General features: G+C 70.9%; 13 protein-coding genes. All 13 read right to left on the bottom strand.

Annotated elements, in window-relative coordinates; all coding sequences use genetic code 11:
* The coding region (locus tag VHK87_RS07640) for an ABC transporter ATP-binding protein (RefSeq protein WP_329634309.1) at nucleotides 1-948 on the bottom strand (948 nt) is incomplete at its 3' end.
* Nucleotides 945-2,747, bottom strand: a complete 1,803-nt coding sequence (locus VHK87_RS07645) for an ABC transporter ATP-binding protein (protein WP_329634310.1) — start codon at nucleotides 2,745-2,747, stop codon at nucleotides 945-947. The genes VHK87_RS07640 and VHK87_RS07645, both read right to left, overlap by 4 nt.
* Nucleotides 2,748-3,287: 540 nt before the next feature.
* Nucleotides 3,288-5,225 carry a glucans biosynthesis glucosyltransferase MdoH gene (mdoH, locus tag VHK87_RS07650; RefSeq protein ID WP_329634311.1) on the bottom strand — a complete coding sequence of 646 codons (1,938 nt, stop codon included), beginning with the start codon at nucleotides 5,223-5,225 and terminating at the stop codon, nucleotides 3,288-3,290.
* 106 nt (nucleotides 5,226-5,331) lie between these two features.
* Nucleotides 5,332-7,158 (bottom strand): acyltransferase family protein, encoded by a 1,827-nt coding sequence (locus tag VHK87_RS07655; RefSeq protein ID WP_329634312.1) that lies wholly within the window; start codon nucleotides 7,156-7,158, stop codon nucleotides 5,332-5,334.
* 106 nt (nucleotides 7,159-7,264) lie between these two features.
* Nucleotides 7,265-8,776 carry a glucan biosynthesis protein gene (locus VHK87_RS07660; protein WP_329634313.1) on the bottom strand — a complete coding sequence of 504 codons (1,512 nt, stop codon included), beginning with the start codon at nucleotides 8,774-8,776 and terminating at the stop codon, nucleotides 7,265-7,267.
* 193 nt (nucleotides 8,777-8,969) lie between these two features.
* Entirely contained in the window at nucleotides 8,970-9,443 is a 474-nt protein-coding gene (locus VHK87_RS07665; protein ID WP_329634314.1) for a VOC family protein, read from the bottom strand.
* 104 nt (nucleotides 9,444-9,547) lie between these two features.
* The gene (locus tag VHK87_RS07670) at nucleotides 9,548-10,480 is read right to left on the bottom strand and encodes a DMT family transporter (RefSeq protein ID WP_329634315.1); all 933 of its coding nucleotides are present in this window, start codon (nucleotides 10,478-10,480) and stop codon (nucleotides 9,548-9,550) included.
* 60 nt (nucleotides 10,481-10,540) lie between these two features.
* Complete coding sequence (locus VHK87_RS07675) at nucleotides 10,541-10,666, bottom strand: hypothetical protein (RefSeq protein ID WP_329634316.1); 126 nt, start codon at nucleotides 10,664-10,666, stop codon at nucleotides 10,541-10,543.
* 316 nt (nucleotides 10,667-10,982) lie between these two features.
* On the bottom strand, nucleotides 10,983-11,864 hold the full coding sequence (locus tag VHK87_RS07680) for a nucleotidyltransferase domain-containing protein (protein ID WP_329634317.1): 882 nt from the start codon (nucleotides 11,862-11,864) through the stop codon (nucleotides 10,983-10,985).
* Nucleotides 11,865-11,993: 129 nt separating this feature from the next.
* Nucleotides 11,994-12,170: a hypothetical protein gene (locus tag VHK87_RS07685; protein ID WP_329634318.1), complete on the bottom strand. Its 177-nt coding sequence runs from the start codon at nucleotides 12,168-12,170 to the stop codon at nucleotides 11,994-11,996.
* 72 nt (nucleotides 12,171-12,242) lie between these two features.
* A complete protein-coding gene (locus VHK87_RS07690) occupies nucleotides 12,243-12,710 on the bottom strand; it encodes a hypothetical protein (protein WP_329634319.1) in 468 nt (155 codons plus the stop codon).
* Between the two features lie 80 nt (nucleotides 12,711-12,790).
* On the bottom strand, nucleotides 12,791-14,632 hold the full coding sequence (locus tag VHK87_RS07695; RefSeq protein ID WP_329634320.1) for a DUF885 domain-containing protein: 1,842 nt from the start codon (nucleotides 14,630-14,632) through the stop codon (nucleotides 12,791-12,793).
* 65 nt (nucleotides 14,633-14,697) lie between these two features.
* Nucleotides 14,698-15,831, bottom strand: a 1,134-nt coding sequence (locus tag VHK87_RS07700) for a PLP-dependent aminotransferase family protein (protein WP_329634321.1), incomplete at its 5' end; no start/stop codon positions are given.

Raw genomic sequence — 15,831 nt, forward strand, 5'->3', positions numbered from 1 at the left:
GTTCTCGCCGATGTTGCGCAGGTAGCCGCTCATCAGCATGAACGAGGTGATGGCGAAGGCCACGTCCCCGGGCTTGGCCTCCCCCCGCGCCCATTGCCGGACGAGCAGGCCCGTCAGCCCGGCCTGCAGCATCACCAGCACGAGGTTCTGCACCAGCCAGGTGTCCATGAACCGGTTCCAAGTGCGCAAGGTCGCGACCCGCCACTCCTCGGTGACAAGGGCGAGCCGCGCCTCCTCCCGGCGCTCGGCTCCGAACGCTTTCACGGTGGGGTTGGAGCTGACGGAGTCCGCCAGAGCCCCGCCGATCTTGGAGTCCAGCGCCACCGACTTCAGGTTCGCGGGCCGTGTGTAGTACTTGTTCAGCGCCAGCGTCGCGCCGACGTAGAGCGCCACCGAGATCAGCGAGAACAGGCCCACCGCGGGCCAGCGCAGCATCATCATCACCGACAGCCCGACCAGCACGCAGAAGGCCGGGCCGAGCCAGATCACCACCGCGTCCGAGACCTGGTCGTAGCCCCACATGGCCCGTGTCAGCTTGCGCACCGTCGCGCCGGCGAAGTTGTCGGCGTGCCAGTCGGCCGAGAAGGACTGCACCTTCCTGAACGCCTCGTCGGTCAGCTCCTTCATGTTGCGGGCCGCCAGCGGGTTCCAGAACCGGAACGCGATGTTCCGCACCACCGAGAAGCAGACGTAGACGCCGACGAACAGCGCCCAGCCCTGCCAGGCCGCGTCGGCGTTGGAGGGGCCGGCCGCCACCGCATCGACCAGCTGGCCCGCCGCCCAGGGCAGCGCCAGGTCGAAGCCGATGGCGACCAGGAGCAGGCCGATGGCGGCGGCCAGCAGGACTGGCCGCCGCAGCCAGAGGCTGGCCACGAAGGCCAGCACCTGGCTGTTGGAGAGGACCCGCTTGCGCGGGCCCTCGTCCTCGTCGAACAGTTCCTCGCTCACGCCGCGCCCTCCGTCACTGCATGCAGGCGCGCGTAGGCGCCGCCGGCCCCGACCAGCTCGCCGTGCCGGCCCTCCTCCACGATCCGCCCACGGTCGAACACCAGGATCCGGTCGGCGGACCGGATGGTGGACAGCCGGTGTGCGATGACGATGGTGGTCCGCCCCACCATCAGCTCCTCCATCGCCGCCTGCACCTGGCGCTCGGTCTCCACGTCCAGCGAGCTGGTCGCCTCGTCCAGCACCAGGATCGGCGCATCCGCGAGGAACGCCCGGGCGATGGCCACCCGCTGACGCTCGCCCCCGGACAGCTTCACGCCCCGCTCGCCGACCAGCGTGTCATAGCCCTTGGGCAGGGTGGCGATGAAGTCGTGGGCGCGCGCCCGACGGGCCGCAAGCTCGACCTCGTCGGGCGTGGCGTCGGGCCGGCCATAGGCGATGTTCTCGGCGATGGACCGGTGGAACAGCGCCGGGTCCTGCGGCACCACCGCGATGGCCCGGCGCAGGGAGCCCTGCCGCACCCCGGCGATGTCCTGGCCGTCGATCAGGATCCTGCCGCCCTGCAGGTCGTAGAGCCGCTGGACCAGCTTCACGAAGGTCGACTTGCCCGAGCCCGTCGGCCCGACCAGCGCCACCCGCTCGCCCGGCGCGATGCGCAGGGAGAAGTCGCGGTAGAGCGCCGCCGGCTGGTTCTCGTAGCCGAAGGTCACCCGGTCGAAGACGATCTCGCCCATCTCGCCGCGGAATGGCGGCGCGCCGGGCTTGTCGGCGAGCTGGGGCGGCGTGCGCATGAACATCGCCACGTCGAGGCTGTCGTCGAGGCCCTTCTGCAGCATGCGGGTGATCTCCGAGAAGTTCCGCATGTAGCCGGCCATCAGCATGAAGCTGGTCACTGCGAAGGCCACGTCGCCCGGCGAGGCTCGGCCCTGCGTCCAGGCGTGCAGCAGCATGCCCGTCAGCCCCGCCTGCAGCAGGATCAGCATCAGGTTCTGGCCCATTCCGGTGATGTTGAACCGGTTCCAGGTGCGGATCACCGAACGGCGCCACCGGGCCGCGACCTCGCCGAACCGCTGCTCCTCCCGCGCCTCCGCGCCGAAGCTCTTGACCACTGGGTTGCCGCCGATGGCGTCGGCCAGGGCCGCGCCGATGGAGGAGTCCAGGCGGTTGGAGAGCTGGTTGGCCGGCTGGGTGAAGTACTTGGCCATAAGGATGTTGTAGGCGGCGAAGAAGGCGATCAGCACGGCCACGAACAGGCCCACCAGCGGCCAGCGCAGGCTCATCGAGATCGCCAGCCCGCCCAGCACCACCAGGGTCGGCATCAGCATGACCAGCAGGGCGTCGGAGGCCGAGTCGTAGCCCCACATCGCCCGACTGACCTTGCGCACCGTCGCCCCGGCGAAGTTGGAGGCGTGCCAGTCGGACGAATAGCTCTGCACCCGCGCGAAGCCCTGGGTGACGATCCGCTCCATGATCCGGGCGTAGAAGCCGTTCAGGGACCGGAAGCCCAGGGTGCGCAGGATGTAGAAGGCCGCGTATAGCCCCGACAGCGCCGCCCAGGCCTGCCACGCCAGGTCCGCCTGGCCCTGCCTGGAGACCGCGTCCATCAGGTCGCCGATCGCCCAGGGGATGGCCATGTCGCAGAAGGTTGCGGTCAGGAAGATCCCTGCCGCCAGCGCAAACCGCCGCGGCTCCGCCGTCCAATGACGCCAGATGAAGCCCAGGAGCTGGGTGTTGGTGAGGGTGCGGCGTCGGCCGCCAACCGTCTCGTCCTCGTCGTACTCGTCGAAAGTCGCGTCGGTCATGACCGTGCCGCCGTGTGCTTGGGGAGGAACAGGGAGGAAGATGAGGGGCGCCCGCCGCCAGTCCCGGACGCAGCCGCGCGGCTGGCCCGGGGCCGCGCGCAGACGCGCTCAGCCGCCGCGCAAAGCGGGCGCGAGTGGCGGCTGAAGCCGCTGTCGGGAATCGGGGTGGACACGAGAAGCTTCCATCGGTCGAGGGGCGTCGATGCGGCGCCGACCGAGGAGCAACTCAGCGGGAGTTAATGAAACTCGGCGGCGATCCGGCGAAGGGCGGGGCAATACGGTCGATTCACGCTCGCGCCTCCTTCGCTGTGGGTCCAAGTCCGAGTGAGCCGCTGAAGCTAAAGGGGCACGCCGCGCCCGTCAAGGTCGGAGATCGGGGGTATGCGGGAACGCGCGCACACCGTTCATCCGCACCGCTCCCCTCCCCCCCGCTCATTCCCGCCAAGGCGGGAATCCAGTGCGGACTCACCGCCTGCACGGAGTTCAGAGTGGGTGCCCGCCTTCGCGGGGATGAACCCGGAGCTCGTCCGGATGAGTGGGTCAGCTCCCGGCCGACGGCGCGGGCGACACCGCCAGGTCGGCGTCGGCGGGGAAGTCGAAGGGATGCACGGAGCGCATGGCGCGCGCGCCGGGCCCGGCCACCACCAGCGCCGGCATCGCGGCGACCTCCACCGGCTCGCGCATCACTGCAAAGCTCGCAAGCTCGCGCGCCGTGAGCCGCCGCGAGCTCATGACCGCCAGGACCGGGGCCAGCAGCAGGGGCAGCACGACCGGGGCGAAGGCCACCGACAGGTCGGGGCGGATGCACAGGCCGGCCACGAAGCCGGCGCCGACGATGGCGTGCCAGCGGGTGGCCTGAAGGGCCTCGCTCCAGTCCAGGCCTGCGCCATCGCGGCGCTGGACACCCCAGCCGACATCGCGGCCGCGCAGGGTCTGCAGCACCGAGCGGGTGTTGGCGACCATCAGCACAGGAGCCAAGGCGGCCGACAGCAGGATCTCGGCGCCCAGGCTTTTGATCACCGCCGCGCCGCCGCCGAATGCGCGCCGCTCGTGCGGCCGGCTGAGCACCAGGGCCGCCCCCATCAGCTTGGGTCCCATCAGCAGCACCACCGACAGCAGGCTGGTGAGCATGAAGGGCGAGAAGCGTGGGTCGAGGAAGTAGAAGAAGGAGGCCCAGTCCACGGGGTTGCCGAGTTGGCTGGCGAGGCCCAGCGTCAGGGCCGCCAGCCACAACGGCGAGCAGAGATAGGCCAGGCAGCCCAGCACCAGCTGCAGGCGGCTGATCGGGTGCAGGCCGCGGGCCTTCAAGAGGCGCAGGTGCTGCAGGTTGCCCTGGCACCAGCGGTTATCGCGGCGCATGAACTCGATGATGTTCGGCGGGGTCTGCTCGCAGCTGCCGTCGAGGGCGGCGGTCAGGTGCACGCCCCAGCCGGCCCGGCGCAGCAGCGCGGCCTCGACCACGTCGTGACTGAGGATGTGACCGCCGAACGGCCGCTCGCCGGGCAGGATCGGCAGGCCGGCCGCCGCCGCGAAGGCCTTCACCCGCACTATGGCGTTGTGGCCCCAGTAGCTGGACTCGGCGCCCGTCCACCAGGCCAGGCCCGCGGCGGCCACGCGGCCGTACATCTGCACGCCGAACTGGCAGCCCCAGGCGAACAGGGTGCGGGCGCCGACGATGGTCGGCGTGGTCTGGATCAGGCCCACGTCCGGGTGGCGCTCCATGGCGTCGACGAGGCGCAGGACGGTCTCGCCGGCCATGCTGGAGTCGGCGTCGAGCACGATCATGAAGTCGTAGGCCCCGCCGAACCGGCGGACCCAGTCGCCCACGTTGCCGGCCTTGCGCTCCACGTTGGTGGCCCGCCGGCGCAGGTAGACGCGGGTGTTGGCCTGCGCCGAGAAATCCCAGTAGGCGGCCCGCTCGGCGGCTGCGATCTCTTCGGAGCGGGTGTCGCTGAGCACGAAAATGTCGAAGGCGTCGGCGACGCCCAGCCGGCCCAGCGCCGCATCCAGGGCCTGCAACCGGCCAAAGGCGGCCGCGGCGTCCTCGTTGTAGAGCGGCATCAGCAGCGCCGTGCGGGTCCTCGGCGCGGCCGGCCGGGCGGAGAACGCCAGGTCCTGCTGCTCGCGGCCGGTCACCAGCACCCACAGGCCCGCCGAGGCGCTGCAGAACCAGGTGCAGATGCACGCGGCCAGCACGAGGAAGAGCGAAAAGCCGACGACTTCCAGCGGCTGGAAGCCCTCGCGGGCGTAGAGGAGCCAGGGACCCCAGGCCATCAGGCCCGTGAGCGCCAGTGTGGCCGCCAGCAGCGTGAGGCGGCGGCCGACGATCCCCGGGGGCGAGGTGGACGGGGCGGGCGCGAGGTCGGGCCCCTCCCCGTCCAGCCGCTGACGCGGCATGGCCAGGGGCGCCTCCTCAGGCAATTCGGGCGTCTCGCTCCAGTAAGACGCAGGTGCGATTTTCGTCGCCAGGATGCTCATGTTCGCCTTCGGACCAATCAGCGCCGGAATCGCCAAACCCGTGCTGCAACGCAGCATCCGCTTTACCCCACCGGGTTCAAACACGAAACCGTGATTTAATCGCTAATCAGCCGATTGTGGCGGAAGCTTGGGCGATCGGCGCATTCGGCGCCTCCGCCCTCAGCCGCCGCTCGAGCAAAAACGCCGCAACCCCGACCCAGCCGACGAGGACGACCGCGTAGGCCCGCTCCCACCAGCCGACGTTGGCGTCGTTGACCAGGCCCGGGAACACCAGGTGCTTGGTGACGACCGTGAGGGCGGCCATCACCACGAAGACCGCGGCGAGGAACTGCTTGAGCCTCTTGAGGTCCCGCCGGCCCCACAGCGCCCACAAAAGCAGCAGCGGGGCGAGCTGAATGCCGAGCGCCAGGTTGATCGCCAGGTGCCGCGGGTCGGGCCAGGGATAGAGCGCCGCGGCCCCCAGGCCGAATCCGGCGAGCACGAACACCACCGCGATCAGCCCGCCGAGGATCCGCGCGCCCGTCAGCGCCAGGACCGAGAGGCCGAGGCCCAGGCCCGCCAGCCCGGCAAGGACGGCGGCGGCCAGCACGCCGGTGTTGAAGATCAGCGGATTGGCGGCGGTCGGCCCGCCGAGCTCGCTGAGATACTGCCGGGAATGGTTGAAGTCGGGGTAGGCCAGCACGGCCATGACCGTGAAGGCGGCCGCCAGGAGCGGCGCAGCGATCCCGAAGCGCAGCAGCGCGCGCCGGCGGGCGAACCGCATCGACGGCGCCGCGTCGGAGGGCTTCAGCCCCCAGATCGGACGGATGAACGGGATCCGGCGCACGACTTCGTAGACCAGCAGGCTGCCGCCCAAGGTGACGGCCACCAGGATCAGCGCCTCCAGCCCGGCAGGCAAGAGGGCCGGCTTCAGCAGCCACACCGCAACCACCAAGATCGTCTGGTGGGCGAGGTACATGGGAAAGACCGCGTTGGTCAGATAGGTGAGCAGCGGCGTGTTGGCGTTCCGCAGATGTCGGCTCGCAAACCCCAGCACCGCGGCGATCACCAGCCACTGGGCGAACCCGTAGGCGATGTTCTGCGGCACGCCCCAGAAGGCGCCGCCGCCCGGATGCATAGCCTGGGCGACCATCACGCCCAGCGCGCCGGCGGCCAGGGCGAGGCTGGTCCCGCGCAGCCGCTCAAGGCTATCCCAGACGCTCTGCCGGCCGACCAGCAGGTAGCCGAACAGGAAGGCGCCGAAGGACTGGGCGTGGTTGTACCAGTCCCAGGTCAGCCGGTTGGTGACCCCGATCCACGGGTAGATCAGCAGCCGCACGACGACGAGGTAGACGATCGGGACCAAGAGGACGCCCCAGCCGCGCAGCGACGTCTCCAGGGCGTCGCCCAGCCTGGCCGAAAGCTGCGGCCGCGCCATCAGAGGTACGACGGCCAGGGTGTAGGCGGTCAGGTAAACGAGGAACCAGAGGTGGTTCACCGGCACGCCGTCGCTCAGGCCCGCCGGGCTGAACTCCTGCAGCCACCAGTGGGCGAGGTCGCCCGACCAGAATCCCTTGTCGGTCGCCTCGATGAAGGACTGCGGCGGAATCAGCACCAGGGTCCCGAAGATCAGCGGCGGCAACAGCCGCTCCATGCGGGCGGAGGCCACCTCCCCGGCCGTCCGCCGCCGGGTCATGAACCGCAGCGCCGCCCCGGAGACCAGGAACAGCAGGGTCAGCCGCCAGGGGCTGGAGAGCAGCAGCGCCCCCTCCATCCAGCCGAACCGGTGGGTGCTCTGGATGTGCCAGTCGTAGGGCGCATACACGAGGCCGACGTGGAACAGGATCAACAGGCCGAAGGCGCCGATGCGCAGCCAGTCGAGATCAGCGCGCCGGGCGCCGGACCAGCCGGCGAAGTCGCCGGAGGGCGCGGGGGTCTGCGGAGTTCGGTTCATGGGCGTTCGCCCGCAGTGCGAGCCCAGGCGCGCACCAGGTGCAAGCCGCATGGCCGCAGAGCCGCCGCCAGAGCGCTGACTGACCGCCGATGAAGCAAGTTCCGCCTCATGCCGGCCACCGCCGGACCCAGGATTCGGAGATCGATTCGCCGGTCCTGACGAGCCGCGCCCGAAGCTCGCTGACGCTGGCCGCCTGCGGGTCGTACTCGAAGGTCACTCGCGCGCCGGCCCGGTTGGGGTTGGGCTGCAGCGTCACGTGGCGCACCGCGCCGGCGCTGGCCGCTACGTCCGCCGTCAGGTCCGAGAGCGACGCGCCCTCCACCGGCCCGAAGTCGACGATGAACCGCCGCCAGGGCGCCTCGTCGCCACGGCCGCCGCGCCAGGCGGCGACCGGGACCAGAGGCTTGGCCGCGGCCGGGGCAGCCGACCAGTGCAGCCGGTAGGCGAAGGCGAACGGCTCGCGGGCCGGCAGCGGCGCGCCGGGACGCCAGGAGGCGACGATGTTGTCCTCGCCCTCGCCGCGGGCCGGCAGCTCCACCAGTTGGACGGCGCCGGCGCCCCAGTCGCCCTGCGGCTCCACCCAGGCGCAGGGGCGGCGGTGATAGTGGGCCTCCAGGTCCTGGTAGGCCTCGAAGCTGCGCTGGCGCTGGGTGAGGCCGAAGCCGCCGGCCGTGGGCTCGTCAAAGCGGCTGATCTGGACCACCGGCGGGTTGGCCAGCGCCCGCCACTCGCGGCCGCCCTGGGCCCTGGCCAGCAGCAGGCCGTCGGAATCGTGAACCTGGGGACGGAAGTCGTCGAAGGCGTGCGCCCCGCCGGGGCCGTAGAGATACATGCTGGTGAGCGGGGCGATCCCCGCCCGGCTCAGCGGCGCGCGCGGGTAGAGGGTGGCGGCCACGTCGAACACCGTCGGCTCGCCCGGCGCGATGGTGAAGTGGTAGGCCCCGGAGAGGCTCGGCCCGTCCAGCAGGGCGTGGACGGTCAGGCTGGTGGCGCCCGGCAGAGGCCGCTCGACGAAGAAGGCGCGGAAGGCGGGGAACTCCTCGGCTGGCTCGCCCGAACCCACCTCGATCGCCCGGGCGGAGAGGCCGTAGACGCCGCCGCGCGGCGCGGCCCGAAAGTAGCTGGCGCCCAGAAAGACCGCGAACTCGTCGTACCAGGCCGGATCGTTCAGCGGCGCATGGATGCGGAAGCCGGCGAAGCCAGCATCGGGCGCCAGCACCGTCGCATCCAGCTTCTTCGAGGTGAACAGGTCGGCGCTGTAGGCGATGGGGCGGAAGTCGCCATCCACCACCTCGTAGATCTCGACGGGCTGGGTATGCAGGCCGCCGCGTGGGAACATCTGCAGCTGGAACGGCAGGCCGAGCTCGCGCCAGACGGCCCTCTCCGGCCGGAAGCGCAGCTCGCGGTAGCCGTCGTAGTCGAGGCCCGCCAACTCCGGCGGCAGCGGCGCGGTCGGCGGCGCGTAGGGCCGGCGCGCCAGGGCCTGGGCCTTGCGGCGCACGGCCTCGGCGGTGCGGGACGGGCGGGCGGCGGCCGCTCGCGGCAGCGCGGACAGGGCGGCCAGACCGACCAGCAGGTCGCGCCGGCGCAGCGTCAGACTGCCTTTCCTCGATGCCACCAAGGTCCATCCTCACGGGACCGTGTACGTGCACGGCCGGGTGCGGTGAGGACCACAACGGCGATTTCGATGCAATCTCCGAGATGCCGCGGGCGAGAGCGGGGTGACAGGTGAAGGCTACGCCCCAACCGGTCACCGACCGCCTCCGCTGACTGGTGGGGGCCGCACGGCCCCTGCCTGTCACCCGCGCCGATCACCCCCTCGCCGCCGCCTCCAGCGGAGCGATGTCGAGCTTGACCATCTTGAGCATCTGATCGGTGACGCGCTTGGCGACGGCCGGGTCCGGATCGCTCATCAGCTCGCCGAGCCGCTTGGGCGCGATCTGCCAGCACAGACCCCAGCGGTCGCGGATCCAGCCGCACTGCTCGGGCGTGCCGCCGTCCAGGAAGGCCGACCACAGGCGGTCGATCTCAGCCTGGTCGTCGCATTCGACCATCACCGAGAAGCTGTGGTTGAAGGGGTCGAGCGGCCCGGCCTCGATGGCCATGTAGCGCTGGTCCCCCAGGGTGAAGGAGGCGATCTTCACGCTGCCGGCCGGCCCGCTGGGGGTTTCGGACGGAATGGTGGTGATGGACTCGATCGCCGAGCCGCTCACCAGGCCGGTGTAGAAGCGCAGCGCCTCCTCCATGTCCTTCTCGAACCAGAGGTGCTGGGTCACCTTCATCATCGTCGTCTCTCCGTAGGTCTCGGCCGGGCGGCCATCCTGCGCCCCGAGGAGGAGCGCTTCGACCCGAGGACGAACGGGCGGCGTCGATCCCGACACCGGCCAGGTCAGGAACTTCGCGCGCTGCGTTCGGCGACCAGGATCCCGGTCAGGACGAGCACCAGGGCCGCGGCATGGTGCAGGCCGAAGGGTTCGGAGAGGATCAGCACCGCCAGCAGGGCGCCGAAGATCGGCACCAGATTGATGAACAGGCCCGCCCGGCCGGGCCCGATCAGCTCGACCGCCCGCATGTAGAAGACCTGCGCCACGAAGGACGGCGCCAGCGCGACGTAGGCCAGCACGACCCAGCCCTGCGGGGTCGGCCAGCCCCCCTGGCCCGCTGCGATCTCCGCCGCCAGCAGCGGCAGCGAGGTGGCGAAGGCGGCGCAGGCCAGCCCAGCGAAGAAGCCGAGGCCGCCGATCCCGGTCCGCCCGCGCAGCGCCAGGGTGTAGCCGGCGTAGAGGGCGCAGGCGATCAGCATGAAGAGGTCGCCGATGTTGAGCTTCAACCTTGCGAGACTGGCCAGGTCGCCATGGCTGGCCACCAGGGCGACGCCGACCAGGGTCATGGCCATGCCGACCGCCTGTCCCGGCCGGACCGGCGTGCGGTGCAGGACCAGCGCGCCGAGCATCACCAGCACGGGAATCGACCCCTGGATGATCGAGATGTTCACCGCGCTGGTGTGGTGTGCGGCCAGGTAGAAGAGCGCGTTGAAGGCGGTGAAGCCGGTGGCGCCCATGATCAGGGCCGCGCGCCACTGGGTGCGCAGCTGCGCAAGCCCGGTCCCCACCTGCCGGCGGGCGAACAGCCCAAGGACGGCCAGCACCAGGCCCCAGCGCCCGGCGGTCAGCGCCATCGGCGCGATCTCGCCCACCGCCAGCCGGCTCGCCACCGCATTGCCGCCCCAGGCGAGGGTCGTCAGCACCAGCAGCGCATAGGGCTTGTCGAGCAGCCGGCTCAGCCCGGAAGCCCCGGTCGGGGCGGGCGCCCTTTCAGCCATGGATTCTCCGCGCGTGAGAGCGCCGCTTACGCCGCCCCGGGGCAGGCCGTCCAGCGCCGCCTAGCCTGCGGCGACAGCGGCGGCGATCGTCAGGAGCGCGTAGGCGAAGGCGCCGAAGGCCGGAGCGGCCACCATCGCCAGCGCCTCGGCGTGATGCCGAGGCGGCGGATTGCGGATCTTCCTCATCTCCACATCCTCGATGGAAGCAACATGGGGGAAGAAGCCGGGCCGGCCCGGTCGGCGTCCGGCCCGGTGGAGCGGGAGCGCCTCAGGCGGCGGAGCCGCCGCGGCTGCGGGGCGCCCAGCGGCGCGCCGTCTCGCCGACGCGTCGGGCCGACGCCATCCAGCGCGCGCCCATGTCCCGCATCCAGCTTTTGAACCGCGTCATGACCACATCCTCCGTAAAGCAACATGGTACGAACCGGCCCCTCGCGGGGGCCGCCGCCGGGCCCGAGAGCGGCGCCCGACGGCAGCTGTTGATCTAGGAAGAAGCTTCGCAAGATCAACGGCCTCGCGCCCTCGCGTCGGCGAACCCGATCGCGTAGCGGACGAAGGCCCTTGTCGCCGCCACCTCGGCCGGGTCGGACGGCTCGGCCGAGCTGGCGTCGCCCTTCTTCAGCGCCTTGGCCCTGGAGATCAGGCCGCGCCAGGCCGGGTCCAGCGCGCCCTCGGCCCAGGTCATCGCCGCCTTCTTGGAGGTGACCTCGCCGGTCTCCAGGGTGTGCAGGATCCGGCAGAACAGGCCGACCCAGAAGGCCTGCCAGGCGACCATGTCCATCGGCTCCAGGCCCACGGCGACGCACAGGTCCATGGTGGCGCGCACCTCCGCCTTCAGCGCCTCCGGCGGCACAGGGTCCACCAGCGTCTTCGGGTCGGGCCCGGCCAGCGCCACGCCCTTCTCCCGCAGGCACCAGCGGACCACCTGGCTGTTGTCGTGCTCCGAGCGGACCAGGGTCTTGGAGCCATGGTCGAGGTACCAAAACGGGTAGGCTTTCGCTGGGGCGCCGCTCATTCCCGGATCGCCCCAGTCGTCGGCCCGAGGCTCGCCCGGCGGATCGCGCGGCGTCGTCGAATAGCGGCGCAGGATCGCCTTGGGAGCGTAGGAGCCTTCCAGCCCTGTCCGCCAGTAGGGCGCCGGCAGGGTGTGGATCTCCTCGTGAAGGGCCTGCAGGGCGGCCAACTGGTCGGGCGAGAGGTCCTGGTGGGTCACCACGATGAAGTCGCAGTCGCTCCAGGGGGTGAAGTCGCCGACGGCGAAGGAGCCCTGCAGGTAGGCGCCGACGAAGTTGTCCTTCAGCGCCGCCTGGGCGCCCGCCAGCAGGTGGGCGAGGACGCCGTTGAGCTCGGCGTACGGGGTGGGCGCGAAGGCGTCCGGATGGGTCATGGGATGTGTCCGTGAGTGCGCGCGCGGCCGCGGCGGACGCGGCTCGCCAGGGGCGGGCCCGAAGGCCCGGCGGGTCGGGGGCTCAGCCCCTGAAGCGCTCGGCGGTGCACATGGACGCGAGCCTAAGCTCTATCGGCCCAGCCAGTCCAGAATGAGGTTGGTCGTGAATGCCCCGACGCCGAAGCAGACGACCACAATCGCGGCGATGACGAGCACTGTCGCGCCCGCCAGCAGCTGCGACGAGACGAAGTAAGCCGCCACGGCGAGAACGCTCCCGCCAGCGAACACCGGCAACACCCTGGGCATCGAAAAGGCTCCCGAACTCCGGAACTTAGCATTGATCGCGGCGGTGTTCGGAATGAGACGCAGCGCGGCCGTTCAGTGCGGCCAGACCTCCGCCAGCACCTTGGCGGCGCCGTGCTTCAGCATCACCTCCAGCGCCGGGGTCTGCGGCCGGCCCGGCGCGAAAAGTTCGTAGATCACCGCTCCGTCGGTCTGGCGGCTCTCGATCACCCGCGCCGGATCGGGGCCGCGCCAGGACCCGGCGGCGGCGGTGCGCACCGCCTGCGGCGCGGCGGCCCAGCCGATGTCCCGCTGGACCTCCACCACCTCCCAGCCGGCCGGCGTCTGCAGGAGGTCGAGCTCGATCTCCCCGCCGCCCGGCAGCTCGCCCTCGACGTCGTAGTAGCGGCGGCCGTCCCGCTCCTTCAGCTCGGCGCCTGTGATCTTCATCTGCGGCGCGGCTTTGGCGACGGCGGCGGCGACCTCCGCCGGCGGCACGGCGTCGGCGAAAGCGGGACCGCTCGAGAGGACGGCGGCGAAGATCAGCCAGGGCTTGAGCGGCATCGGGGTCTCCGCGGGTTGAGAATGACACCGGTATCATTCATCGTGCAGGGCGCAGGATCAACCACTTCGGCGCGATCCGGTCAGTTCGCCTTGGTGCGCTCCACCCAGCGCCGCACGCGCGCCTCCAGCACCGGCAGCGGTAGCGCGCCGCCGCCCAGCACCACGTCGTGGAAGGCGCGGATGTCGAACTTGTCGCCGAGCGCCGTCTTGGCTTCTTCCCGCATCGCCTGGATGCGGATCATGCCGACCTTGTAGCTGGTCGCCTGGCCGGGATTGACCAGGTAACGCTGGATCTCCGAGCGGATCGCCGCCTCCGGTTGGGCCGAGTTGGCCTTGAAGTAGGCGACGGCCTGCTCCTGGCTCCAGCCCTTGGCGTGCATGCCTGTGTCGACCACCAGCCGGATGGCCCGCCAGATCTCGCCGGAGAGCCGGCCGAAGTCGTTGTAGGGGTCGGTCTCGAAGCCCATCTCCTTGGCCAGCTTCTCCGAGTAGAGACCCCAGCCTTCCGAATAGGCGGTGTAGTCGTACTGGGTGCGGAACTTCGGCAGGCCTGTGAGCTCCTGGGCGATCGAGATCTGCATGTGATGGCCCGGCAGGCCCTCGTGGTAGGCGATGTTCTCCAGCTGGTAGGTCGGCATGGCGCTCATGTCCGACAGGTGGGCGTAGAAGACACCCGGCCGTGAGCCGTCGGGCGTGCCGGCGAAATAGTGCTGGGCGCCGCCCGGCTCTTCGCGGAACGGCTCCACCCGCTTCACCACCAGGTCAGCCTTGGGCAGGATGCCGAAGTACTCCGGCAGCTTCTTCTTCATACCGGCGAGGTAGGCGTCGGCCATGGCGATGTACTGCGCCCGCCCCTCGTCGGTGTTGGGCAGGTAGAAGCGCCTGTCGGTGCGCATGAAGACGAAGAAATCCTCCAGCGATCCCTTGAAGCCGGTCTTGGCCTTCACCGCCTCCATCTCGGCCCGCAGGCGGGCGACCTCCGAAAGTCCCAGCTCGTGGATCTGGTCGGCGGTCATGTCGGTGGTCGTCTGCAGGAACAGCGCCGCATCGTAGTAGTCGCGGCCGTTCGGCAGCGCGTGGGCGCCCTTGGCCTCGGGGGCGGTGTTCTCCCGGTCGGCCTTCAGCCAGGCGAGCAGCCGGTCGTAGCCGGGCTTCATTTCGGCGGTCATCGCCTCGGTGAGCTCGCGGGTGAACGCGTCGGCCTGGCGCTGGTCGATCTTGCCGGCCTTCTGCAGGGCCGCGATCTTGGCCTTGCCGTCCGCCAGCAGGGCGGAGTCCGCGCCCGCCGCGAACGGCGCGCCGCCGGTCACCCGGCCCACCTCGTCGATGGAGCGATCGTAGGCGAACTGCGGCATCCGCACCCCGCCGTCCGCCGCCGCCTTCGCGCGCACCAGCAACTGGTCGAGCGCGTCGTCCATCTGGCGGACGCGGGCGATGTAGGCGGCCATGTCGGCCGGCTCGTCCACGCGGTGGAAGTTGATCAGGAAGTTGGGCAGGCCGGTGTGCGCCCCGCCGCGGGCGAAGATGTAGCGGTGGCGGCGCCACCGGTTGGAGGTCTCGGCCCGCTGCAGCTCCAGCGCCCAGACCTCGAAGCTGGTCCGCCCCTCCTCGTCCAGTTTCGCCGGATCGAACCGGCGCTTCATCTCCGCCACGCTCGCGCGCCGCCAGGCGAGCAGCGCGTCGCCCTGGGCCTCGCTGCGGTCGGTCAGCTTGTCGTACTGGTCCTTGCGGCCCTGCATGGTGAGCCCTTCAGGGTCCATCTGCAGTTCCTGCTCGTACTGCTGGTCGAGCCAGGCGGTGAACGCGCGGCTCTCGCTGGTGGCCTGAGCGGCGGCAGGCGCGGCGGCCTGCGCCAGGGCCTGCGGCGCGGCGCCCGCGAGCGCCAGGGCCAGGGCCAGGCCGATCGCGATGGTTCTACGCATGAGCAACGCCCCTCGATATCTGGCCGCAGATTGCCTTGTTTCGCATTGAAGTCGATGGTTTGGGGTCAGACGACCAGCCGTGGCCGGAGCGGATCGCCCCCCGTCACCTGCGCGACCGCCTTGAGGGCGTCCGCCAACGCCGCCCGCTTGGCGGTCGCGCCGAGCGATATCCGAACGCCGTTGTCGAAGTCGGCGCCCGCCGCGAAGGTATCGGCGCCGACCAGGGAGAGCCCGCGCGCATGCGCCGCCTGTCCCAGCCGCTCGGGGCTCCAGCCCTTGGAGAGCGGCATCCAGACGTGGATGTTATCGGAAGACCCGACGGCCGCGGGCAGGATCTCCGCGGCGAGCTGTCGGCGCGCCCTCGCCTCGCGCCGTACGCCGGCCAGCAGCGCCTCGGCCGTTCCCTCCCGGATCCAGGCGGTCACCACCGCACTCATCAGCGGGGACGGCATCAGCGAGAGGGCCCGCAGGCTATCCTCCAGCCGGCGCACAAGGCCGCCCGGGCACGCGACGAAGGCCGTCCGAAGGCCCGGCGACAGGCACTTCGACAGCGTCGCGATGTGGATCGTCCGCTCGGGAGCCAGGCTCGCGATCGCCGGAAGCGGCCGATCCGATAGGCGGCTGTAGGGATCGTCCTCGATGATCCAGAGGTCGCTGGCCTCAGCAATCCTTGCGATCTCGCGCCGCCGGGCCGGGCCCAGGGTCACAGCCGTCGGGTTCTGCATGGTCGGGATGACGTAAAGCGCGCGCGCGCGTGTCCCCCGAACGAGGCGCTCGAGCGCCTCTGGCCGGAGCCCCTCGTCGTCCGCTGGGCAGGCCGCGAGTTGCAGACCAAGCTGTGCCGCGAGCGCCTTCAACCCGGGATAGGTGAGCGGCTCTACGGCCAGCACGTCACCTGGGGTGCAGATAGCCGAGAGCGTCGCCGCCAGGGCCGTTTGGGCGCCGGCGCTCAACAGCACGCGATCTGGAGAAACGTCACCGAGCGCGGGCGCTAGCCAGCGGGCGGCGGCGGTTTGCTGGCTGACCGTCCCGGCGCCTGGATGATAGGCCATCAGCGTGGCCGGATCGGTTCGCTGGAGCACCGCCGCGGTTGTGTCACGCAGCAGCGCCGCCAGCGAGATCCCATCCGCCGGCGGCGGCAGGTTCATGCTGAGGTCGACGAGGCCGGGATCGTCCGCCGCGGCGCGAGCCCTGACGAA

The sequence above is a fragment of the Phenylobacterium sp. genome (assembly GCF_036263695.1).
Classification (GTDB): domain Bacteria; phylum Pseudomonadota; class Alphaproteobacteria; order Caulobacterales; family Caulobacteraceae; genus Phenylobacterium.

What these genes read in the sequence shown, in the direction of transcription:
- VHK87_RS07645 (WP_329634310.1), bottom strand. Translation starts at nt 2,747, where the DNA reads ATGACCGACGCGACTTTCGACGAGTACGACGAGGACGAGACGGTTGGC.
- VHK87_RS07655 (WP_329634312.1), bottom strand. Translation starts at nt 7,158, where the DNA reads ATGAACCGAACTCCGCAGACCCCCGCGCCCTCCGGCGACTTCGCCGGC.
- VHK87_RS07685 (WP_329634318.1), bottom strand. Translation starts at nt 12,170, where the DNA reads ATGCCCAGGGTGTTGCCGGTGTTCGCTGGCGGGAGCGTTCTCGCCGTG.
- VHK87_RS07665 (WP_329634314.1), bottom strand. Translation starts at nt 9,443, where the DNA reads ATGATGAAGGTGACCCAGCACCTCTGGTTCGAGAAGGACATGGAGGAG.
- VHK87_RS07680 (WP_329634317.1), bottom strand. Translation starts at nt 11,864, where the DNA reads ATGACCCATCCGGACGCCTTCGCGCCCACCCCGTACGCCGAGCTCAAC.
- mdoH (WP_329634311.1), bottom strand. Translation starts at nt 5,225, where the DNA reads ATGAGCATCCTGGCGACGAAAATCGCACCTGCGTCTTACTGGAGCGAG.
- VHK87_RS07695 (WP_329634320.1), bottom strand. Translation starts at nt 14,632, where the DNA reads ATGCGTAGAACCATCGCGATCGGCCTGGCCCTGGCCCTGGCGCTCGCG.
- VHK87_RS07690 (WP_329634319.1), bottom strand. Translation starts at nt 12,710, where the DNA reads ATGCCGCTCAAGCCCTGGCTGATCTTCGCCGCCGTCCTCTCGAGCGGT.
- VHK87_RS07675 (WP_329634316.1), bottom strand. Translation starts at nt 10,666, where the DNA reads ATGAGGAAGATCCGCAATCCGCCGCCTCGGCATCACGCCGAGGCGCTG.
- VHK87_RS07670 (WP_329634315.1), bottom strand. Translation starts at nt 10,480, where the DNA reads ATGGCTGAAAGGGCGCCCGCCCCGACCGGGGCTTCCGGGCTGAGCCGG.